At 70.6% G+C, this 17,643-nt stretch carries 18 protein-coding genes; 11 read left to right on the plus strand and 7 right to left on the minus strand.

Going from position 1 to position 17,643, the window contains the following annotated elements; translation table 11 throughout:
- Positions 1–5 precede the first annotated feature (5 nt).
- Positions 6–638 carry a DUF6624 domain-containing protein gene (locus OIE53_RS10250; RefSeq protein ID WP_327026371.1) on the plus strand — a complete coding sequence of 211 codons (633 nt, stop codon included), beginning with the start codon at positions 6–8 and terminating at the stop codon, positions 636–638.
- Between the two features lie 19 nt (positions 639–657).
- Here the strand turns inward: OIE53_RS10250 and OIE53_RS10255 are convergent, their stop codons facing one another.
- Together OIE53_RS10255 and OIE53_RS10260 are read right to left on the minus strand one after the other, a co-directional pair.
- Positions 658–870 (minus strand): winged helix-turn-helix domain-containing protein, encoded by a 213-nt coding sequence (locus OIE53_RS10255; RefSeq protein WP_327026372.1) that lies wholly within the window; start codon positions 868–870, stop codon positions 658–660.
- A 270-nt stretch (positions 871–1,140) separates the two neighbouring features.
- Positions 1,141–1,698, minus strand: coding sequence for an XRE family transcriptional regulator (locus OIE53_RS10260; RefSeq protein ID WP_327026373.1), 558 nt, complete (start codon positions 1,696–1,698; stop codon positions 1,141–1,143).
- A 104-nt stretch (positions 1,699–1,802) separates the two neighbouring features.
- Between OIE53_RS10260 and istA the strand changes: the two genes are divergently transcribed.
- Positions 1,803–3,302 (plus strand): IS21 family transposase, encoded by a 1,500-nt coding sequence (gene istA / locus OIE53_RS10265; protein WP_327026374.1) that lies wholly within the window; start codon positions 1,803–1,805, stop codon positions 3,300–3,302.
- The gene (gene istB, locus OIE53_RS10270; protein WP_327026375.1) at positions 3,299–4,090 is read left to right on the plus strand and encodes an IS21-like element helper ATPase IstB; all 792 of its coding nucleotides are present in this window, start codon (positions 3,299–3,301) and stop codon (positions 4,088–4,090) included. The genes istA and istB overlap by 4 nt, the downstream gene beginning before the upstream one ends.
- Positions 4,091–4,162: 72 nt before the next feature.
- Here the strand turns inward: istB and OIE53_RS10275 are convergent, their stop codons facing one another.
- Entirely contained in the window at positions 4,163–4,423 is a 261-nt protein-coding gene (locus tag OIE53_RS10275) for a helix-turn-helix domain-containing protein (RefSeq protein ID WP_327026376.1), read from the minus strand.
- A gap of 304 nt (positions 4,424–4,727) precedes the next feature.
- Between OIE53_RS10275 and OIE53_RS10280 the strand changes: the two genes are divergently transcribed.
- The 3 genes from OIE53_RS10280 (at position 4,728) to OIE53_RS10290 (ending at position 7,091) form a co-directional block, all read left to right on the plus strand.
- Positions 4,728–5,861 carry a helix-turn-helix domain-containing protein gene (locus OIE53_RS10280; RefSeq protein ID WP_327026377.1) on the plus strand — a complete coding sequence of 378 codons (1,134 nt, stop codon included), beginning with the start codon at positions 4,728–4,730 and terminating at the stop codon, positions 5,859–5,861.
- A gap of 88 nt (positions 5,862–5,949) precedes the next feature.
- Positions 5,950–6,834 (plus strand): methyltransferase domain-containing protein, encoded by an 885-nt coding sequence (locus tag OIE53_RS10285; RefSeq protein ID WP_327026378.1) that lies wholly within the window; start codon positions 5,950–5,952, stop codon positions 6,832–6,834.
- A 74-nt stretch (positions 6,835–6,908) separates the two neighbouring features.
- Positions 6,909–7,091 carry a hypothetical protein gene (locus OIE53_RS10290; protein WP_327026379.1) on the plus strand — a complete coding sequence of 61 codons (183 nt, stop codon included), beginning with the start codon at positions 6,909–6,911 and terminating at the stop codon, positions 7,089–7,091.
- Between the two features lie 24 nt (positions 7,092–7,115).
- Here OIE53_RS10290 and OIE53_RS10295 read toward each other — a convergent pair whose 3' ends face one another.
- Complete coding sequence (locus tag OIE53_RS10295) at positions 7,116–7,535, minus strand: SRPBCC family protein (protein WP_327026380.1); 420 nt, start codon at positions 7,533–7,535, stop codon at positions 7,116–7,118.
- A gap of 366 nt (positions 7,536–7,901) precedes the next feature.
- Between OIE53_RS10295 and OIE53_RS10300 the strand changes: the two genes are divergently transcribed.
- Genes OIE53_RS10300 through OIE53_RS10320 form a run of 5 tightly spaced genes read left to right on the plus strand, consistent with a single transcriptional unit; the run spans position 7,902 to position 15,058 of the window.
- Positions 7,902–8,369, plus strand: a complete 468-nt coding sequence (locus OIE53_RS10300) for a hypothetical protein (RefSeq protein ID WP_327027146.1) — start codon at positions 7,902–7,904, stop codon at positions 8,367–8,369.
- Complete coding sequence (locus OIE53_RS10305) at positions 8,369–9,766, plus strand: hypothetical protein (protein WP_327026381.1); 1,398 nt, start codon at positions 8,369–8,371, stop codon at positions 9,764–9,766. The genes OIE53_RS10300 and OIE53_RS10305 overlap by 1 nt, the downstream gene beginning before the upstream one ends.
- Entirely contained in the window at positions 9,763–11,121 is a 1,359-nt protein-coding gene (locus OIE53_RS10310; RefSeq protein ID WP_327026382.1) for a VWA domain-containing protein, read from the plus strand. The genes OIE53_RS10305 and OIE53_RS10310 overlap by 4 nt, the downstream gene beginning before the upstream one ends.
- 14 nt (positions 11,122–11,135) lie before the next feature.
- Positions 11,136–12,248, plus strand: coding sequence for an ATP-binding protein (locus tag OIE53_RS10315; protein WP_327026383.1), 1,113 nt, complete (start codon positions 11,136–11,138; stop codon positions 12,246–12,248).
- Positions 12,245–15,058 carry a hypothetical protein gene (locus OIE53_RS10320; RefSeq protein ID WP_327026384.1) on the plus strand — a complete coding sequence of 938 codons (2,814 nt, stop codon included), beginning with the start codon at positions 12,245–12,247 and terminating at the stop codon, positions 15,056–15,058. Before OIE53_RS10315 ends, OIE53_RS10320 begins: the two co-directional genes overlap by 4 nt.
- Positions 15,059–15,064: 6 nt before the next feature.
- Here the strand turns inward: OIE53_RS10320 and OIE53_RS10325 are convergent, their stop codons facing one another.
- Genes OIE53_RS10325 through OIE53_RS10335 form a run of 3 tightly spaced genes read right to left on the minus strand, consistent with a single transcriptional unit; the run spans position 15,065 to position 17,631 of the window.
- Positions 15,065–16,276, minus strand: a complete 1,212-nt coding sequence (locus OIE53_RS10325; protein ID WP_327026385.1) for a PP2C family protein-serine/threonine phosphatase — start codon at positions 16,274–16,276, stop codon at positions 15,065–15,067.
- 9 nt (positions 16,277–16,285) lie between these two features.
- Positions 16,286–17,296, minus strand: coding sequence for an HAAS signaling domain-containing protein (locus tag OIE53_RS10330; protein ID WP_327026386.1), 1,011 nt, complete (start codon positions 17,294–17,296; stop codon positions 16,286–16,288).
- Positions 17,293–17,631, minus strand: coding sequence for a PadR family transcriptional regulator (locus OIE53_RS10335; RefSeq protein WP_327026387.1), 339 nt, complete (start codon positions 17,629–17,631; stop codon positions 17,293–17,295). Before OIE53_RS10335 ends, OIE53_RS10330 begins: the two co-directional genes overlap by 4 nt.
- Positions 17,632–17,643 lie beyond the last annotated feature (12 nt).

Here is a 17,643-nt window from a genome sequence, read left to right on the forward strand (position 1 = left end):
TCAGGATGGTGGATGTGACGGGCGCGGCTGTTGAGATCGCGGAAAATCGTCCGGAGTGTGGCCGGCACGACGACAACGCCCCGACCAGCGGCACCCCTTACCGTCCGGTGCCGCCCGATGTCGCCGCCGAACTGGTCGAGCGGATGGACCGGGACCAGGAGGCACGCTCCGGGGTGCCGGGCCAGGCTCGTGACGACACCTTCTGGGCCTGGGCCTGCCAGGTCGACGTCGACAACACGGCGTGGCTCAAGCAGGTCATCGACCGGTACGGCTGGCCTCGGCGTAGCGACGTCGGGCCGGAGGCGGCCGACGCCGCCTGGCTGCTCGCCCAGCACGCCGACCACGACCTGGACTTCCAGCGCCGCTGCCTGGCCCTGCTCGACCAGGCCGTCCGCGACGGCGAGGCCAAACCCCGCCACCTGGCCTACCTCACCGACCGGGTCCTGCGCGCCGAGGGCAGACCCCAGCGGTACGGCACCCAGTTCTGGCACGGCCCCGACCACACCGGGCCGCTGCAACCCCAGCCGATCGAGGACCCGGAGTACGTCGACGAACGCCGCCACACCGTCGGCCTGGACACCCTCGCCGAATACACCGCCCGCCTGCACACCCCCCCACCCCCACCCACCCACCCCTGAACCCGCCCCACCCGGTTGATCATGAGGTTTGCGGCATGTCAGAGATCAGGTAAAGCCCTTCGCTGCGCAGCAGGGTGAGGGCGTGCTTGACGATGGTCGTGGAATAGCCCCACCGCTGCTGTAGCTCCTTCTCGGTGGGGAGCTTGTCGCCCGGAGCCAGTTCACCAGAGAGGATCCGCGAGCGCAGGTCGTCCACGACGCGCTGGTAGTTCGGCGGTTCCTTGTTGGTCATGAACAGCCCTTCCGGGTCGGTGCAGCTGTCCGCGTCCAGTCGACCATGCACCCGAGGATTCAGCAGCGAGGGCTGCGGGGACTCATCGCCATTCGCCGATTGTGGCAGTGCAGCCGGCCCCGGCCCGGCGTGTAGAACAGCAGCACTGCCACGCAAACGGCACGGGCGCGAAGGCAGGCCCGCCAGCCCTCTTCTCGGTGCCTCAGTCGCGGACCTCGACGCACTGGTCGTGGCAGTTGAGGACAAGGCAGGGGGGTGACGGACTATCCCTCAACTCTGTGGATCGGCGGGTCTGCCATCGGCCCACAGCGACTCGAAGTGCTCCACGTACCGGTCGAATACTCCGCCGTCCTGCGCACGCCGCAGGTGCAGCGTCACCGAGTCCTGCCCGAGCCCGGCACCGATATGAGTGGCCACGATGGCCTCGTCGTCGAAGACCCACACGGACATGGCGATGTGGCGATCTGACAGCCGGACCGGGACTGCGGCATCGACCTTGCCGATCTCTGCGCGCGTCATCGCGATGCGCGTCGCCAACGTGAGCGGAGTCGCTTCCAGTCGGTCACGCTCGGCCGTGATCGGGCTGTCGGGGTCACCGAGCAGGAATCGCAGATCGGCCCCGGCGTCGGCCTTGGCGGCGAGGGTAGCGGCAGCGTCGGGCACTTCCAGCCACACAAAGTAGCTGGTGTACCCGCCGAACCACATTCGCGAGTTGGCACGCGCGATCGCCTCACGGAAGACCGCTCGGGGCAGGTCTGCACGGCGTGGGTACATGCCGACCAGCTCCCGGTCGGTCCCTACTGTCGGCGGCCAGTGAAAGATCCCCATAGGCGGCCATTTACCGCCCCGCTGATGGCCAGGGTTCTCCCCGTGGATGGCCAGATATCTCCCCGCTGATCATGACGAGATGCTGGTCGGCGAGGGTCGGCGGCGTGAAATGCGGCAGGGAGATCGTGGAAATCTTGGAGGCGTACGACCTCACGGGTAGTTACCGTGCGGCGGCCGAGCTGGCGGGGTGTGACCATCACACCGTGGCCCGGTATGTGAAGTTGCGGGCCGAGGGGCGCAGCCCTGAGGAGCGGACGCAGCGGGCTCGGCCGATCGACGAGTTCATGGACAAGATCGAGGAGTTGGTGGCCCGTTCGGGTGGCCGGGTCCGTGCCGATGTGGTGCATCGGCGGATCACCGCGATGGGCTTCGCCGGCGGGGAACGCACTACCCGCCGGGCGGTCGCGGCGGTGAAGAAGTCCTGGCAGGTAGGGCAGCGGCGGGTGTTCCGCCCGTGGATCCCCGAGCCCGGTTTGTGGCTGCAGTTCGACTGGGGTGAGGGCCCGCGCATCGGCGGCCGGCGGACCACGTTGTGGTGCGCGTGGCTGCCCTGGTCGAGGTTCCGGGTGGTGATTCCAGTGTTGGACAAGACGCTGCCGACGGTTGTGGCCTGTCTGGACGCCACCCTGCGGCGGTTGGGCGGGGTGCCGGCGTATGTGTTGACCGACAACGAGAAGACGATCACGGTTGAGCACGTCGCGGACATCGCGGTGAGGAATCCGGAGATCGTGCAGGTGGCCCGGCATTACGGGATGACGATCCGCACCTGCGTGCCGGCGGACCCGCAGTCCAAGGGCGGCGCCGAGAACACCGTGAAGATCGCCAAGGCGGACCTGGTCCCCACCACAGCGAACCTGCTCGGCCAGTACCGCACGTTCGCTGAGTTGGAGGCGGCCTGCCGTGACTTCACCGACGAGGTCAACGCCCGCCTGCACCGCGACACCCGCCGTCGTCCGGCCGAAGCCCTGCTGGAGGAACGCGATCGGCTGCACCCGCTGCCGGCGCAGCCGTTCACCGTCGCGTTCGGCACGACCCGCCGGGTGAACTGGGACTGCACCATCTCCGTCGACGGGGTCCGCTACTCGGTCCCGCACCATCTGGTCGACACCCGGGTCTGGGCCCGGTTCCACGGCGACGAACTCATCGTCACCGCCGTCGGCAAGGACGGGCCGGCCGAGGTCGCCCGCCACCAGCGGGCCCAGCCCGGCCGCCCGTCAATCCGAGATGAGCACTACCCGCCCCGATCACGCCAGTCCGACACCGCTGAGCGGGTGCCCCGGGCCCGCACCGCCGACGAGGCCGCGTTCCTCGCCCTCGGCCCCGGCGCCGCCGCCTGGCTGGTCGAAGCCGCAGCCGCCGGCATCCGCGGAGTCCGCCGCAAGATGGCCGAAGCCGTCGCCCTGGCCAAGCTGCACGGCGTTGACCACGTCGACCGGGCCCTCGGCACCGCCGCGTTGGCGGGCCGATTCGCCGACAACGACCTGATCCGCATCCTCGCCCACCAACGCGACGACGACACCCCACCCACTCGGGCCAGCGAAACCCACAGCCTGCAACCAGGCACCTCCGCCTGGTCAACCTTCGGCACGACTGGAGAACAGTGACCATCACCCCGTTGCGGGTCACCGGCGCGGCCGGTGACCCGCTGACCGAAGCGATCGAGCTCACCCGCCGGCTGAAACTGCCGCACCTGCGCCGGGCCATGGCCGACCTCATCCCCACCGCGAAAGCGCAACGCTGGGACCCAGCAGAAGTCGTGCGCGTGCTCCTCGCCGAAGAGGCAGCCGGCCGGGACCAGGCCAACCTGCGCACCCGCCGCAAACGCGCCGCCTTCCCCGCCGGCAAGACCTTCGGCGACTGGGACGAACAAGCCTCCTCCATCCCGAGGCCGACCCAGGACGCGCTACGCAGCCTGGAATGGGTGCAACGCAAGGAAAACCTATCCATCTGCGGCCCGTCAGGCACCGGCAAGAGCCACTTCTGCGAAGCCCTCGGCCAAGCCGCCGTCGAGGCCGGCATGACCGTCGCCTGGTTCACCATCGAAGACCTCGGCGTCATGGTCCGCCGGCACCGCCCCGACGACTCCGTCGCCCGAGCGATGACCAGACTGATCCGCACCGACCTGATCATCATCGACGACATCGGCCTGCTACCGGTCTCACCCGACGCCGCCGAAGGCTTCTACCGCCTCGTCGACGCCGCCTACGAACGACGCAGCCTCGCGGTCAGCTCGAACCTGCACCCCTCCGGCTTCGACGAGATCATGCCCAAGACCCTGGCCACCGCCACCGTCGACCGGCTCCTGCACCACGCCCACGTCGTCGTGACCCAGGGTGACAGCTACCGGTTCAACCAAGCCACCGCCGGACAAGGCGTCAAAGCCCTGCACTAACCCAGCACCACCCCACGGCGGGGAACTACCTGGCCGCCACCGGGGAAAAACCATGGCCGCCAGCGGGGAAAACTACTGGCCGCCTACGGGGAAATCTGATTGGCCGTTGACAGTCCCTACCTTCGCAGCGCGTCGGATGATCTCAGGCCACAGCACATCTACATCTTTGCCCAGCACCGCGGCCGCACGCACCCTTGAGCGGGGATGGGGCACGCGCCCCCGACTGACCCACCTTTCCACGGTCTTCGCGTCCACTTCGCAGCGTTCGGCCAGGTCAGCAGCGGTGAGTCCGGCTGTCGCCATCGCTTGCCGGAGGTCATCGTTTCGCGCCATGCCCACGGGGACCTTTCGTAGACGTCCCCTTATGGTCACACGCCAGCGGTGCAACCGTCCGTGACGCTCCGGCAACCTTTCGCATATATCGCGAACTGTCACGAGGGGCAACGGTGCAGAGACCCCGGCCCCTCTACCCCGATCAGGAAATGAGGGAGATCGTGCTTCACGAGGTCGTGTCGGTTGTACTCGGCGGGCTGGTGCCGGGCTTCCTGCTTGGGCTACTCGCGTTCAAGGTGAAGTCGCGGTGGTGTCCGCGCTGCGGGGAGCACACCCACACGATGCCCCCCGCCGGGGGCGGCCGATGACCCACCGGCGCGACCACAACTCCGTACCCCTCGGGCGGCGGGTGGCCGAGTTGCGCGCCCACCGGGGCATGAGCCAGCAGGCGTTCGCCGATCGGCTCGGCAAGTCGAAAAGCTGGGTCGACAAGGTCGAACGCGGCGTACGTCGGCTCGACCGGTACTCGGTGATCCGGGACATCGCCGAGGTGCTGCGTCTCGACCCGCAGATGCTGCTCGGCCCCCGCCGACCACCACCGACGTCAGCCGGCCGCGACGGGGTCGAGGCGGTGCGGGCGGCGCTCGCCTGCTACCACAACCGACCCCGGCGCACGGTCGCCGCACAGCAGGCCAGCGGCCAGGTCGCGTACGCCTGGATGGCCTACCAGCACGCCCGCTACCCACAACTGCTCGGTGCCCTGCCCGACCTGCTCGACGCCACCGGCGGCACCCTTCTGGTCTCCGCCTATCGGCTGACCGCCAATGTGCTGGTCAAACTCGACCACCCCGACCTCGCCTGGCTCGCCGCCGACCGGGCGGTCACCACCGCCGCCGGTGACCCCACCCTCGCCGCCGTCGCGACCGTCGCCGTCGCCCAGGCCCTGCGCGCCCTCGGCCACCACCGGATCGCCCTCACCGCCGCCCTGGCCGCAGCGAACCCCGCAGACGACGACACCGTACGCGGCAGCCTCTACCTCCAGGCCGGGCTAGCCGCCGCCGGCTACGGGGACCGCCGCAACGCTCACGACCTGCTGGATCGGGCCGCCGCCCTCGCCGACCGGCACACCGGCGACACCGACGCCCAGCACACCGGCTGTGGGAAGGCTGCCGTCCAGGCGGCTCGGTCCCTGGCCGCGTACCGTCTCGGCGACACCGCCGAGGCGGTGCTACGCCACGAGCATGTCATCCGCAGCAGCGGCTGGTCGCGCCTGCCGCCGGAGCATCGCGCCGCCCACCTCGTCGACGCTGCCCGCATGTACCTCGACGCCGGCCAGCACCTGCGGGCCGGGCAGGTTCTGCTGGCGGCTGACCGGATCGCGCCCGCCGAGGTCCGCAGCCGTCCGGTCGCTCGTACCCTGCTCGCCGAGATCATCCGGGGCGGACCGGCGGCGGCCGACGTCGCGCGACTGGCGACGGTCGTCGGCCTCACCCATTGAAGGTCAGCTATCAGCCTGGATCGGAACACGCAACGGTACGGTTACTCTCCGTGTAACTGCTGCTCATCTGCCGTGCTAGCTTGCGTCGATGAGTTCGACATCTGAGCGCGTCGCACCGGGCCATGTTGATCGTGTCGCTGACTACTACGACGACAACACCCGCCGGTTTCTTCTGGTGGCCGAGAGCCCGGGCAGTGACGCTATCCACCGAGGTGTGTGGACCCCGGATGTCGCGAACGCGGCCCAGGCCATGGACACGGTCAATCGCCTGATGATCGAGCGTCTGCGCGGGCACATTCCGGCGGGCACCGCACGGGTGCTCGACCTTGGTTGTGGCGTCGGCGGGACAGTGGTGCGCCTGGCCCAGGAGGTCGGCGGGTTCATCTCCGGGGTGACCATCAGCCGGGTGCAGGCCGAGATCGCCGCGAAACGGCTCGCCCGCGAGGGACTGACCGACCGCTGCCAGGTGATCTGCGCTGACTTCGCCGAGCTGCCCGCCGAGCCGCACTACGACGCGATGGTCGCCGTCGAGGCGGTCGTGCACTCGCCGTCGTTTGAGAAGCTGCTTGCATCCCTGGTGGATCGCCTGCGTCCCGGCGGCCGCCTGATTCTGTGCGACGACTGGATGACCGAGAAGGATCGCGGGCTGGCCGCCCGCGAGCGCTGTCTCGACCAGTTCCGCGCCGGGTGGCGGGTCGGAAGTCTGCACACTGTCGCCGAGTTGGCCGCCATGTCTGAGCGCGCCGGCTTGCGCCTGGTCGAGGATCTGGATCTGACCGCATATCTGCATCTCGGTCGGCCCCGCGACCGCCTCATCAAGGTGGCGGTGGGTGCCACCGCAGCGGTGCCACGGCTCCGTGACCGTCTGGTGGAGATGCCGTTCTGGGCCAACATGATCGGCGGATCGGCGTTGCAGGCGGGATTGTCGCGGCGGTGGCTGGAGTACCGCTTGATCGTGCTGGAAAAGGCATAGGGCACTGGTTGCCCAGTGGGTGGAGGCGCACCGGCTGGCGGTGGCAGGCCACTTCGGGGTGGCTGCCGTTCCAGGTGGCCCGGTCCCTGGCCACCCACCGCCTCGGCGACACCGCCGAGGTCCGTAACCGTCCGGTTGCTCGTACCCTGCTCGCCGAGGTCATCCGGGGTGGACCGGCGGCGGCCGACGTGGCGCGACTGGCCACGGTCGTCGGCCTCACCGACCCTTCAGGACCGCCGACGGGGGGCATTTGGTGACCGAGTGGCAGGGGTGTCGCCCAGTCAGCTTTCGCTGGCTGCCTTGAGTCCGGCGGCCTCCAGGGCCAGGAACCGCCGGGTCCTGGCGCCGATCAGCAGGTCGAGCAGTCGCGCCACTGGCCCGGTCTGGTCCAGGCCGACGGTGATCGAAGTGGTGCCGTCCGGGTTGGCGGCCAGCCGGTGGAACCCGGAGGTACGCACACCAGGCGAATGAGTCTCCCAAGTGAACGAGTCACCAACCTGTAGCGCGCTGACCCGCCAGACCAGGGCCGGCATGCCGGGCTGCTTGACCCGAAATCGGTGCCCGAGCGCCAGTTCGTCGCCGTCGAGCGGCTGCACCTCCCGCATTGAACTGGTCCACTGCGGCCAAGTGGTCACCGCGGCCAGCACCGCCCAGGCTCGCGCCTGATCGGCCCGCACCGTGATCGTCTGCTCATACCGCATGAACGGATCGTACATATCTCACCGAAGCCGCCCACTCACACGACTTCGCACAAGCCTCCAAGCGCAACGCTATGCGGGAGAGACACCCCGTTGACCATGACGTTAGCGGCACTCCAGAGATCGACTACCGCCGCCAACCTCATGATCGACGGGCAGGGGGCAGGGGGGCGGGGCGGGGGCGGGGGGTGGTGTCCCGAGGCTCGGACGGCGGCGGTGAAGTGTCGTAGCCATCCGACATGATCCTCCCCGTCATGGCGGTGCCGACAGCGGTCGGTGCGGCTTCACCATGGGCGGACGGTGTCCGCGACGGGGCGGGGAGGACATCAGGTGACGGACGCTGACGGGGCGGCCTGGCGGGGACGTAGCGTGCTGGCGGTGGTGCCGCCCGCCCGGCCACGCAAGTTGGCGAAGGTGCCCTTCGTCGAGTTGGCCGACGGACGGCTACAGGGTGTGGTCTCCAGTGGTTCGGACATCGAACGGGTCTACGTCTCGTCCGTGGCCGCCGGCACCCACGCCTACCACTGCAGCACCAACAACAACCGGCCCTGCGGCGGGCTGCGCGGCGCGCCCTGCAAGCACCTGGAAGCACTCGCCGAGGAGGCCGTTCTCCAGTACGGCGTGGACCGGGTCGCCCGCTACCTGCGGGTCGAGGCCGGTGAGGGGGTACGCGGCGGGGCCGACCTGCTGGCCCGGATGGACACCCGGCACGAGGCGACCCCGGCCGCGGTGGTGTTCAGCCGGTTCCTGCGTCACCTGGCCTACCTCGAACTGCCGGACAGCACCACCGCGCTGCCCGAGCTGCACTGGTTCCCGGCCACCGGGGCGGCACGCTGATGCTGAGCACCCAACTGGCGCAGCTACAGGAGAGCCTTCCGGTGGGGCTGGCCGACGCCGAGGCGGTGGTGGCCGGTTTCGACGAGGCCATGGTGGGTGGGTTCGCGCGGGTCGGTGAGGAGGCCGCCGCCGCGCTGGCCGCCCTGGCCGACGCGGTCGCCGGCACTCCGCTGCACGATCGGGTGGCCGAGGCGGTGGGCAAGGTGACCGCCGGGTCGTTCAGCCAGGAAGACCTGGCCGCCCTGGCCGGTGCCCGGTCGGCCCTGCTGGGAGCGGCCCACGACTCACTGATCGGCCAGTTCGACGCGGCCGTCGGGCGCGAGCGGACGCCGTGGTCGGCATCGGTGGGCGTACCGGCTGAGGTGTCTTCGCCTCGGGGCGCGGCGCGGGCCTGGTTGCACGAGACGGCGGTGGCGGGTTGGCGCGGGGTCGACCATGACCTGCTCTCGGGCGTCGGGACGCCGGTCGAGGCGGCCCTGGCCGAGCCGGGGCTGCGCCGGTTGGCGGTGCTGCTGGATGGTCTCGCCGCCGAGCTGCGGGCCAGCCTGCCGGTGGCCATGATGGCGCAGGTCCCGGCGCGGCGCTGGGCGGATCTGTGGTCCCGGGGGGTGCTGCTGGCTCAGGACTGGTCGGTCCCGGAGGGCGAGGTCGAGACGGTTTCCGGTCGTCTGCTGCCGCTCGGGGTGGACCTGCACGAGCACGGCACGGCCGTCGGGGTTCAGGTGCACGGCGTCCTGGAACCGGCCGACGGCCAAGCGGCCCGGCTGGTGCGTACGACGGTGGCGGCGGCGAAGGTCGAGACGATCACCGGGCCGGCGGTGTGGCGGCTGTTGCAGGCGCATCCGGTCCTGCTGGCCGCGTTGGCGCAACGGCGGGCGGTGACCGTGACCGACCTGCCCTTGCACGGCGGTGACCTGCGGTGGGTCGACGGTCAGGCCCGGGTCGGTGAGCCGGCCGATCCCTTCGCCACCGCCCGGTTGCTGCTCGCTCCGGCGGTCGCGGCGGCCACCGCGCCGCTGGACCGACACCCGACGGCGATCGCCGAACCGGTGCTGTTGGAGGGCTACACGGTGCGGCAGGACGACTACGGGCTGACCCTCGGCTGGGAGGACCAGGACCTTCCGGTGGCCGTCGACCGGTTGCCGGCGGCCGGGCCGCTGACCCCCGCGCTGGTCGCCGCCTCGTCGTGCTGCCTCGGGTTGCTGCGCTTCGACGGGGGTCGCTGGCTGGTGCAGCCGCTGGCGGTGCAGGCCACCGTCAAACGCAGACCCGTCGAGGCGCACAACGGCGACTGGGCCGAAGGGATCACCGATCCGAAGGTGGCGAAGGCCGAGGCCAAGGCGGGCGACGCGGTGGCGGTGCTGCGCGAGCGGGCGGGACGGTTGCTGCGCCGATGACCGACTCCGACCTCACTCCGAGCGACCTGGCCGCCGCCAATCGCCGCCAGGTGCTCTACTGGCGGCTGCTGGCCCGCATCTTCGACCCGGACGAGCAGCCCGCCCTGGAATCGGCGAGCATGGCCGTGGTCGAGGACCTGGGCCTGCCCGCCATGCTGCTGGACCCGACGGTGTCGGTGGACAACGTGGTCCAGCGGTTCCCGCAGCTCGCCGACGAACTACGCGGCCTGCTCACGGACACCGAGACCGGGGCCGACGGCGAGACCGCAGCCACCGGTGAGGCGCACCGGCCGGGCGAGGCCGAGGTGCGGCGGGCGGCGCTGGTGTCGAAGCTGCTGCTGAACGTCTTCGCCACCGGTGCGGGGCCGGTCAGCGCGGGTCAACTGGCCCGGTGGCAGTCCGACGCGGGTTGGTTCGAGCAGGCCCTCGGCGGCGAAGCCGGTGAGCTGCGACGGGAGGGTACCGGGCTGGGTCCCGTCCTCGCCGGTATCGAGGGGGATCTGGTCAACCGGATGCATCTGCGGGAGGTGCTGGCGGATCCGACGCTGGCCCGGCAACTCACCCCGAGCATGTCGCTGATCGAGCAGCTGCTGCGGGACAAGGCCAACCTGTCCGGGGTGGCGCTGGCCAACGCCAAGTCCCTGATCCGGCGCTTCGTCGACGAGGTCGCCCAGGTGCTGCGTACCCAGGTGGAGCAGACCACGGTCGGGGCGATCGACCGGTCCGTGCCGCCGAAGCGGGTGTTCCGCAACCTGGACCTGGACCGCACCATCTGGAAGAACCTGCCCAACTGGAGTCCGGAGGACGAACGGCTCTACGTGGACCGGCTCTACTACCGGCAGACCGCCCGCAAGACCACCCCCTCGCGGCTGATCGTGGTGGTGGACCAGTCCGGGTCGATGGTCGACTCGATGGTCAACTGCACCATCCTGGCGTCGATCTTCGCCGGGCTGCCCAAGGTCGACGTGCACCTGATCGCCTACGACACCCGGGCGTTGGACCTGACCCCGTGGGTGCACGACCCGTTCGAGGTGTTGCTGCGGACCAAGCTGGGTGGGGGCAACGACGGGCCGGTGGCGATGGCGATGGCCCGCCCGAAGATCGTCGAGCCGAAGAACACCGTGATGGTGTGGATCTCGGACTTCTACGAGTTCGACCGCTCCCAGCCGCTGTTCGACAGCATCGAGGCGGTGCACCGGTCGGGGGTCAAGTTCATCCCGGTCGGCTCGGTCAGCAGCTCCGGTCAGCAGAGCGTCAACCCCTGGTTCCGGCAACGCCTCAAGGACCTGGGCACCCCGGTCATCTCCGGCCACATCCGCAAACTCGTCTTCGAGCTCAAGAGCTTCCTCACCTAGGAGAGACACCCCTCATGTCCGAGATGTTGCGTGCCCCCGCCGAGGTCAAGTACGCCGACGAACTCGACTACCTGGAGTCGGTCGACACCGGCCCCAAGCCGTACTCGTGGCGGCTGAGCCCTCGCATGGTCCGGCTGTTCGTCCTGGGTTCGGAGCGCGCCGACGGCCTGGACCGGGACATCCCGCAGAAGTGGTTCGGTGACCGCAGCTTCGTCGAGCGCAGCATCGTCACCCTGGCCTCGGATCGGGGTCTGCTGCTCATCGGTGACCCGGGCACCGGCAAGAGCTGGCTGGCCGAGCTGTTGTCCGCGGCGATCTGCCGCAACTCGACCCTGGTGGTGCAGGGCACCGCCGGCACCACCGAGGACCACATCAAGTACTCGTGGAACGTCTCCATGGTCATCGCCAAGGGGCAGTCCCGCGAGTCGATGATCCCGTCGCCGATCATGACGGCGATGGAGCAGGGGGTGATCGGCCGCTTCGAGGAGTTGACCCGTTCCACCAGCGACGTGCAGGACGCCCTGATCTCCATCCTGTCGGAGAAGTACGTCTCCATCCCCGAACTCAACGACGACAACATCGTCTTCGCCAAGCCCGGGTTCTCCATCATCGCCACCGCGAACAGCCGGGACCGGGGGGTCAACGACCTGTCCTCGGCGTTGAAACGGCGGTTCAACTTCGTCCGGATCCCGGTGATCACCAACAAGCTCAGCGAGGCGGAGATCGTCCGATTCCGTACGGAGGAGCTGCTGCGCCGCCACCAGGTCGAGCTGGAGGTGCCGCCGACCCTGCTGGACATCCTGTTGCAGAGCTTCGCCGACCTGCGGGCCGCCGCCGCCTCGGCCACCAGCGACGACGAGAAGCTGGAGTCGGCGCTGTCCACCGCCGAGCAGATCGGGGTGCTGGAGGACGCCATCCTGCACAGCCAGTTCTTCGGCGACCGCACCCTGCGGGCCGGCACCCTGGCCGGGTCGCTGGTGGGTTCCCTGGCCCGGCGCAGCCCGGAGGACCTGGCGATCCTCAACAAGTACCTGCACGCCGTGGTGGAGCCACGGGCCAAGCAGGACGGCGGCGAGTGGAACGACTTCCTCGACGGCGGCCGACAGTCGATCGCCGCCCTGTCATGACCGCCCCCACCGCCGCCCCGGCGTCCGTCGGCGCGTTCGCCGCGTTGCGGGAGCAGCTCACCGAGGCGGCCGCCGCGTTCGCCGAGGGCCCGGACGCCCTGGCCGACATCCTCACCGGTCTGGTCGACGACGTCGACCGGGCCCTGGGGGAACGGCTGGAGATCTTTCCGGTGTGTCATCACTCGCCGGCATCCGCGCTGGCCATGGTGCGCCGACTGCGCGAGAAGCAGCCCCGGGTGATCTACCTGGAGCTGTGTGAGGATCTCCAGCCGGTGCTGACGGAGTTGCGCAACTGCCGGCTGCCGGTGGCCGTGCAGGCGTTCGCCTCGGAACTCGACGGCTTCCCCGCCGCCTGGGCGCCGCTGAGCGTGATCGCGCCCGTCACCGAGGCCTCCGCGGAATACCAGGCCATCGCGTACGCGCTGGAGACCCCGGGGGTGGAGCTGGTGCTGGTGGACCGCTCCACCGACCACGTCTTCCAGTGGTCACCACGGGCGGAGTCCCCAGGGCCGGAGGAGTCCCCTCCCGACGGGGCCGACGAACAGGCCGCGCTGCACGGTGACGCGGTAGGGGTGGAGATCGGGGATCTGCGGCCCCGGTTCGCCGAGTTGGAGGCGTACCTGCTGCACCACGGCAAGGTGCGGCACTGGTCGGAGTGGTGGGACAGCTACGTCGAACGGCCCCTGGCCGCCGCCGACCATGACACCTACCGCCAGGTGATGGTGCTGATCGGCAGCCTGTTCCGACGGTTGCGGCCCGCCGAATCGGAGCGCACCGATCGCGACGAGGACCGCGAACGCTACATGTGGACCAGGATCCGGCAGCATCTGGCGGCCACCGGCGCGGACCCGGCGGACTGTATGTATGTCTGCGGGGCCTTCCACGCCGCCAGCCGGGTCGAGCAGTTCGGCCTGGACTCCCCCGCCCCCGACTTCGACATCACCGGCCGCACCGCCACCCGGTGGCAGTACGGGCTGATCCCGTCCAGCCACTCCGCGATCGAGGCCCAGTTCGGCCTGGCCCCCGGATCGGTGTCGATCGCCGCCGCCACCTGGAACAAGACGGTGAGCGCCTCAGGTGTAAAGCCGTACCGGCTGGGGGGGCAGCGGGGGGCGACCGGCCGCAAGGGGCGGGGCAGGCCGGCCCCGACGCCAGCTGCGGCGGTCACTGACCGGCTCTCCGGTTTCCTCGCCGCGCCGCCGACCCCGGACGGGCTGGACGAGGCGGAGCTGCGCAGTTGGTGTGTGGACATCGTCCGGTTGGCCCGCCGCAACGGGTACCTGGCCAGCACCGCCGACGCGATCGCGGTGTTCGAGACCTCGATCCTGCTGGCCGGGCTGCGCAACCGGGCCCGCCCCACCCCGTACGACTTCGCCGACGCGGCGGTGACCTGCATCGAGAAGGATGTCGTACCCGGTCGGCGGGACGTGCGGCGGCTCTGCGAGATCCTGCTGGGCGGGGATCGGATCGGCCAGGTCGGCTACGACGCCCTGCCGCCGCTGGCCCGGGACGTGCTGCACCGGCTTGCGCCCCTCGGTCTGGACCTGGAGAAACGCACCGTGCAGCGGGCCCTGCTGGACCTGCAGGGCAACCCGGAGCTGGCCGGCTGCTCGGATCTGCTGTGGATGCTGCGGCACCTGCTGCCGCCCGGGGCGGTCCGGCCGATCATGGGTGAGCGTCGGCTGGGCCACCGGTCCATCCAGGAGAGCTGGGATCTGGCACTGGGCCGCCACCAGCGGGCGCTCATCGAACTCGGCTACGAGGGGGTGACCATCGAGCAGGTGCTGGAGCAGCGCCTGCGTCGGGCGGCACACGGGCCCGGGGCGACCATCGTCAGTGCCCTGGCGGCGGTCGAGGACGCCACCACCCTGCTGAACAGTCCCCGCCTGGTCGAGGAGTTGGGCGCCCGGGCGGTCGAGCTGCTCGCCGGTGAACGCACGGTCGACGAGGCCCCGGAGGTGCTGCGCCGCATCCGCCGGTTGCTGGCGCACCACCAGGCCACCGCGGCCCGGCTGCCGGCCTGGTGCGAGGCCTTCGTGACCACGGGGTACGCCCACTACTGCACCCTGCTGCCGACCGCCTTCGTCGACGCCGAGACCGGGGTACGGCAGGTCGGGGCGATGCTGGGGTTCCTGTTCAGCCTGGAGAGCCTGGCGCTGTCCCTGGGCTGCGACCGGTCCCAGCTCGAACTGGCCCTGGCCCAGTCCCATCCGCAGGCCCCGGCCAAGGTGGCCCTGGGCTGGGCGGCCCACCACCAGTTGGGCATGCTGCCGTTGGCCCAGTTGCGGGAGCGCTGCCGGGAACTGCTGGCCAACCCGCTGGTGGTGCCGGCCTTCCCGCAGTACCTGTCCGGTTTCGTGCACGCGCTGGAACCGGTGCCGGGGCTGGCGCCGTTCGTGGTGGAGACCATGTCCACCGCCTTCGCCCGGCTACCCGACCCGGTGCTGCTGCCCTGGCTGCCCAACCTGGTCACCACCCTGCGCCAGCACGGGCCGGAGCTGGTGCCGTTGCTGGTGCGGGAGGCCGGGCGTACCTTCCCGGGCACCCTGGCCGCCTTGGACTCCTGGGTGCCGCCCTGGTCGGGCACCACCCCGACGGCCGCACCGGTCATCCCGCGCCGGCCGGTGGGGCAGGTGCACGGCCTGTTGGCCGACCACCGGGAGCCGGTGGAGGCCCTGGCCGCCCTGCTCGGCGTCCAGGGCGACTGGCGCAGTCCGGACGAGGGGGCGCCGGACTCCCGGGCGGCTGCCCTGGTGCGGGCCCATCCGGGCACCGCCGAGGCCCTCGCCAGGGTGCTGGGTCTGCCCTGATTCGGTTCAGTCGTGGCGACGGATGGTCAGCAGGGCCACGTCGTCGGTCGGGGGCTCGTCGATGGTGGCGGCCATGATGTGGTCGCACAACGCCTCGGCGGGTCCCGACCGGATGGCGGCGGCCAGTCGTTCGATGCCGGTGTCGATCAGCTCGCCGCGGCGTTCGACCAGTCCGTCGGTGTAGAAGACGAGGGTTGCGCCCGGCGGCAGGTCCACCACGGTGGTGTGCCGGCTGGCGAGCGGCGCACCCACCCCGAAGGGTCGGTCCACGACGAGGTCCACCAGGCTGGTGGGTTCGCCCGGTACGGCCAGCAGCGGCCGTAGGTGGCCTGCGCAGGACAGGTGCACCGAGGCGCGGTCGGGGGCGATGAGGGCGTAGAGGGCGGTGGTCAGGGTGCCGGCCTCGAAATGGTGGATCTTGCGGTCCAGGGCGGTCAGCACCTCGGCCGGGTCGTCCCGGTCCAGGGCGTAGGCGCGCAGGGCGCTGCGGATGCGTCCCATGACGACGGCGGAGGGCAGTCCGTGCCCGGAGACGTCGCCGATCACCGCGCCCAGCCAGCCGGAGGGCAGGGCGAACACGTCGTACCAGTCGCCACCGATGCCGAGGTCGTGACCGGGCACGTACCGGGCGGCCAGGTCCAGGCCGGCGATCTCCGGCAGCCGGCCGGGCAGCAGGCTGCGTTGCAGGGCCAGGGCTGCCTGCCGGTCGAGGATCTGGGCCCGGACCTGGCCGGCGGAGCTGGCCCGGTCGGCGACCAGTTGCAGCAGCTGTACGTCCTCGGGGCCGAACCGCCGCAGGGTCAGGGAACCGACATGCAGCACCCCGACCAGGTTGCCGTTGGCCAGCATCGGCACCCCCAGCAGGGCCCGGATGCCGGCGTCGAGCAGGATGGGATTGACCACGTCGGCCGGGGTGACGTCGTAGATCATCACCGGTGCCGAGGTGGCTGCCACCCGGCCGGCGAAGCCGTGCCCGACCCGGATGCGGAATCCGCGCCGTACCTCCTCTTCCAGGCCCTTGGCGGCCGTGGCGACGAGTTCGCCGGTATGGCCGTCCAGCAGCAGGATGGTCGCAGTGTCGACCTTGAGCAGGTCCCGGACCCGCTCAAGCAGCTCATCGAACAGATCGGCGATGTTCAGCCCCGACAGAGCCCTGTCGGTGATCGCCTCGAAGCGGCGCAGGCGCTCCTCGTTCGTCACCAGTTCGGCATCGGCCACGCGGGCAGCCTAGCTCCCGGTGGGCCGTCGATGCCCGCCGGAAGCATGACCCCGATCCGCGTCGTGGTACCCGTATTGAACCGGACCGGCCGGACGCTGTTCGGGACGGGTCGTGACGACACCGGTGGCCCCGATCATCAGGTAGAGCCCACCGAACACCCAGAAGGCCGCGAACAGGAAGCCCCGCTCGGTGATCGCGAAGGCCATGACCAGCGCACCGGCCAGGGCGGTCAGGGCGTACCCGATCCGGAGGCCGAGGGCGCACAGGGCTCCGACGACCAGCGGCCCGACGATCCACAGCAGCACGCCCAGCCACTCGATGCCCAACGAGCCGGTGGCCACGGAGAGCGCCAGCAGCAGCCCGGGCAGGATCACCGCCCCCGCTGCGACTAGGCGCCAGGACCGTAGGGCGGCCCGGCCGATCCGCCGCCGCATCACCCACGGCACCACCGTCGCCGCCCACAGCATCAGCACGAGGGGGAGGTAGTACAGACCGACCTCACCGGTGGCGCAGGCGAGTGCGGTCAGCACCCCGGCACCGACCACCCCGGTAACCTCGCGCACCCTGGGGGGTACGACGAACGGAACGGCCGCGATGAGCGCCGGTAGCAGGGTGAGCATGGCGAACCCGGGGCCCAGGCGTCGCATGATGCTCTGGCCCTCGGGACCGGCCAGATCCGAGGGCAGGGCGGTGGAGGGCAGCAGGAAGCTCACACACACCGCGGTCAGCACGCCGAGCACCACGGCGACCATCCGCAGCGCCCGGCCGACACCGGCCACCCGGTCCCCGGCCCGGTGGGCCGGGACGAGTTCCTCACGTGCCTGCGCCGCCACGGCCTGCGGGCTGCCGAGACCGGCCAGGGCCTGGTCCAGCGGGCGTCCGCTGTCCAGGGCCTCGGCGATGTGCCCCCGGACCCCCTCGATGATCTCCCGTACGGTGTCCGGTGGCGCGTCGGCCAGCTCGGCGGCGAGCGCCCGAAGGTAGGTCTCCGCCGCCTCGGGCAGGGCGCTGTTGCTCATGTTTCCTCCGCTATCAATTCGTTCACGTGCGGCTGGATGTCACGCCACACCGCCGCGAACACCCGCAACTGCGCCCGGCCCTGGGAGGTGATCGCGTAGTACCGCCGGGCATGACCCTGCTCGGGGGTCAGCCAGCGGGTTTCGACGCTGCCCGCCTGCCGCATCCGGGCAAGCATCGGGTACAGGCTGCCCTCGCTGGCGATCAGACCTCGGGCGGCCAGCCAGTCCGCCAGTTCCAGGCCGTACATGTCGCGCTGCGAGAGCAACGCGAGCACGCAGTACTCAAGGACGCCCTTGCGGATGTTGGTGGTGATCCGCTCGCGTGCGCTGTCCATGAAAGCAAGATA

The organism is Micromonospora sp. NBC_01739 (genome assembly GCF_035920385.1).
GTDB lineage: Bacteria > Actinomycetota > Actinomycetes > Mycobacteriales > Micromonosporaceae > Micromonospora.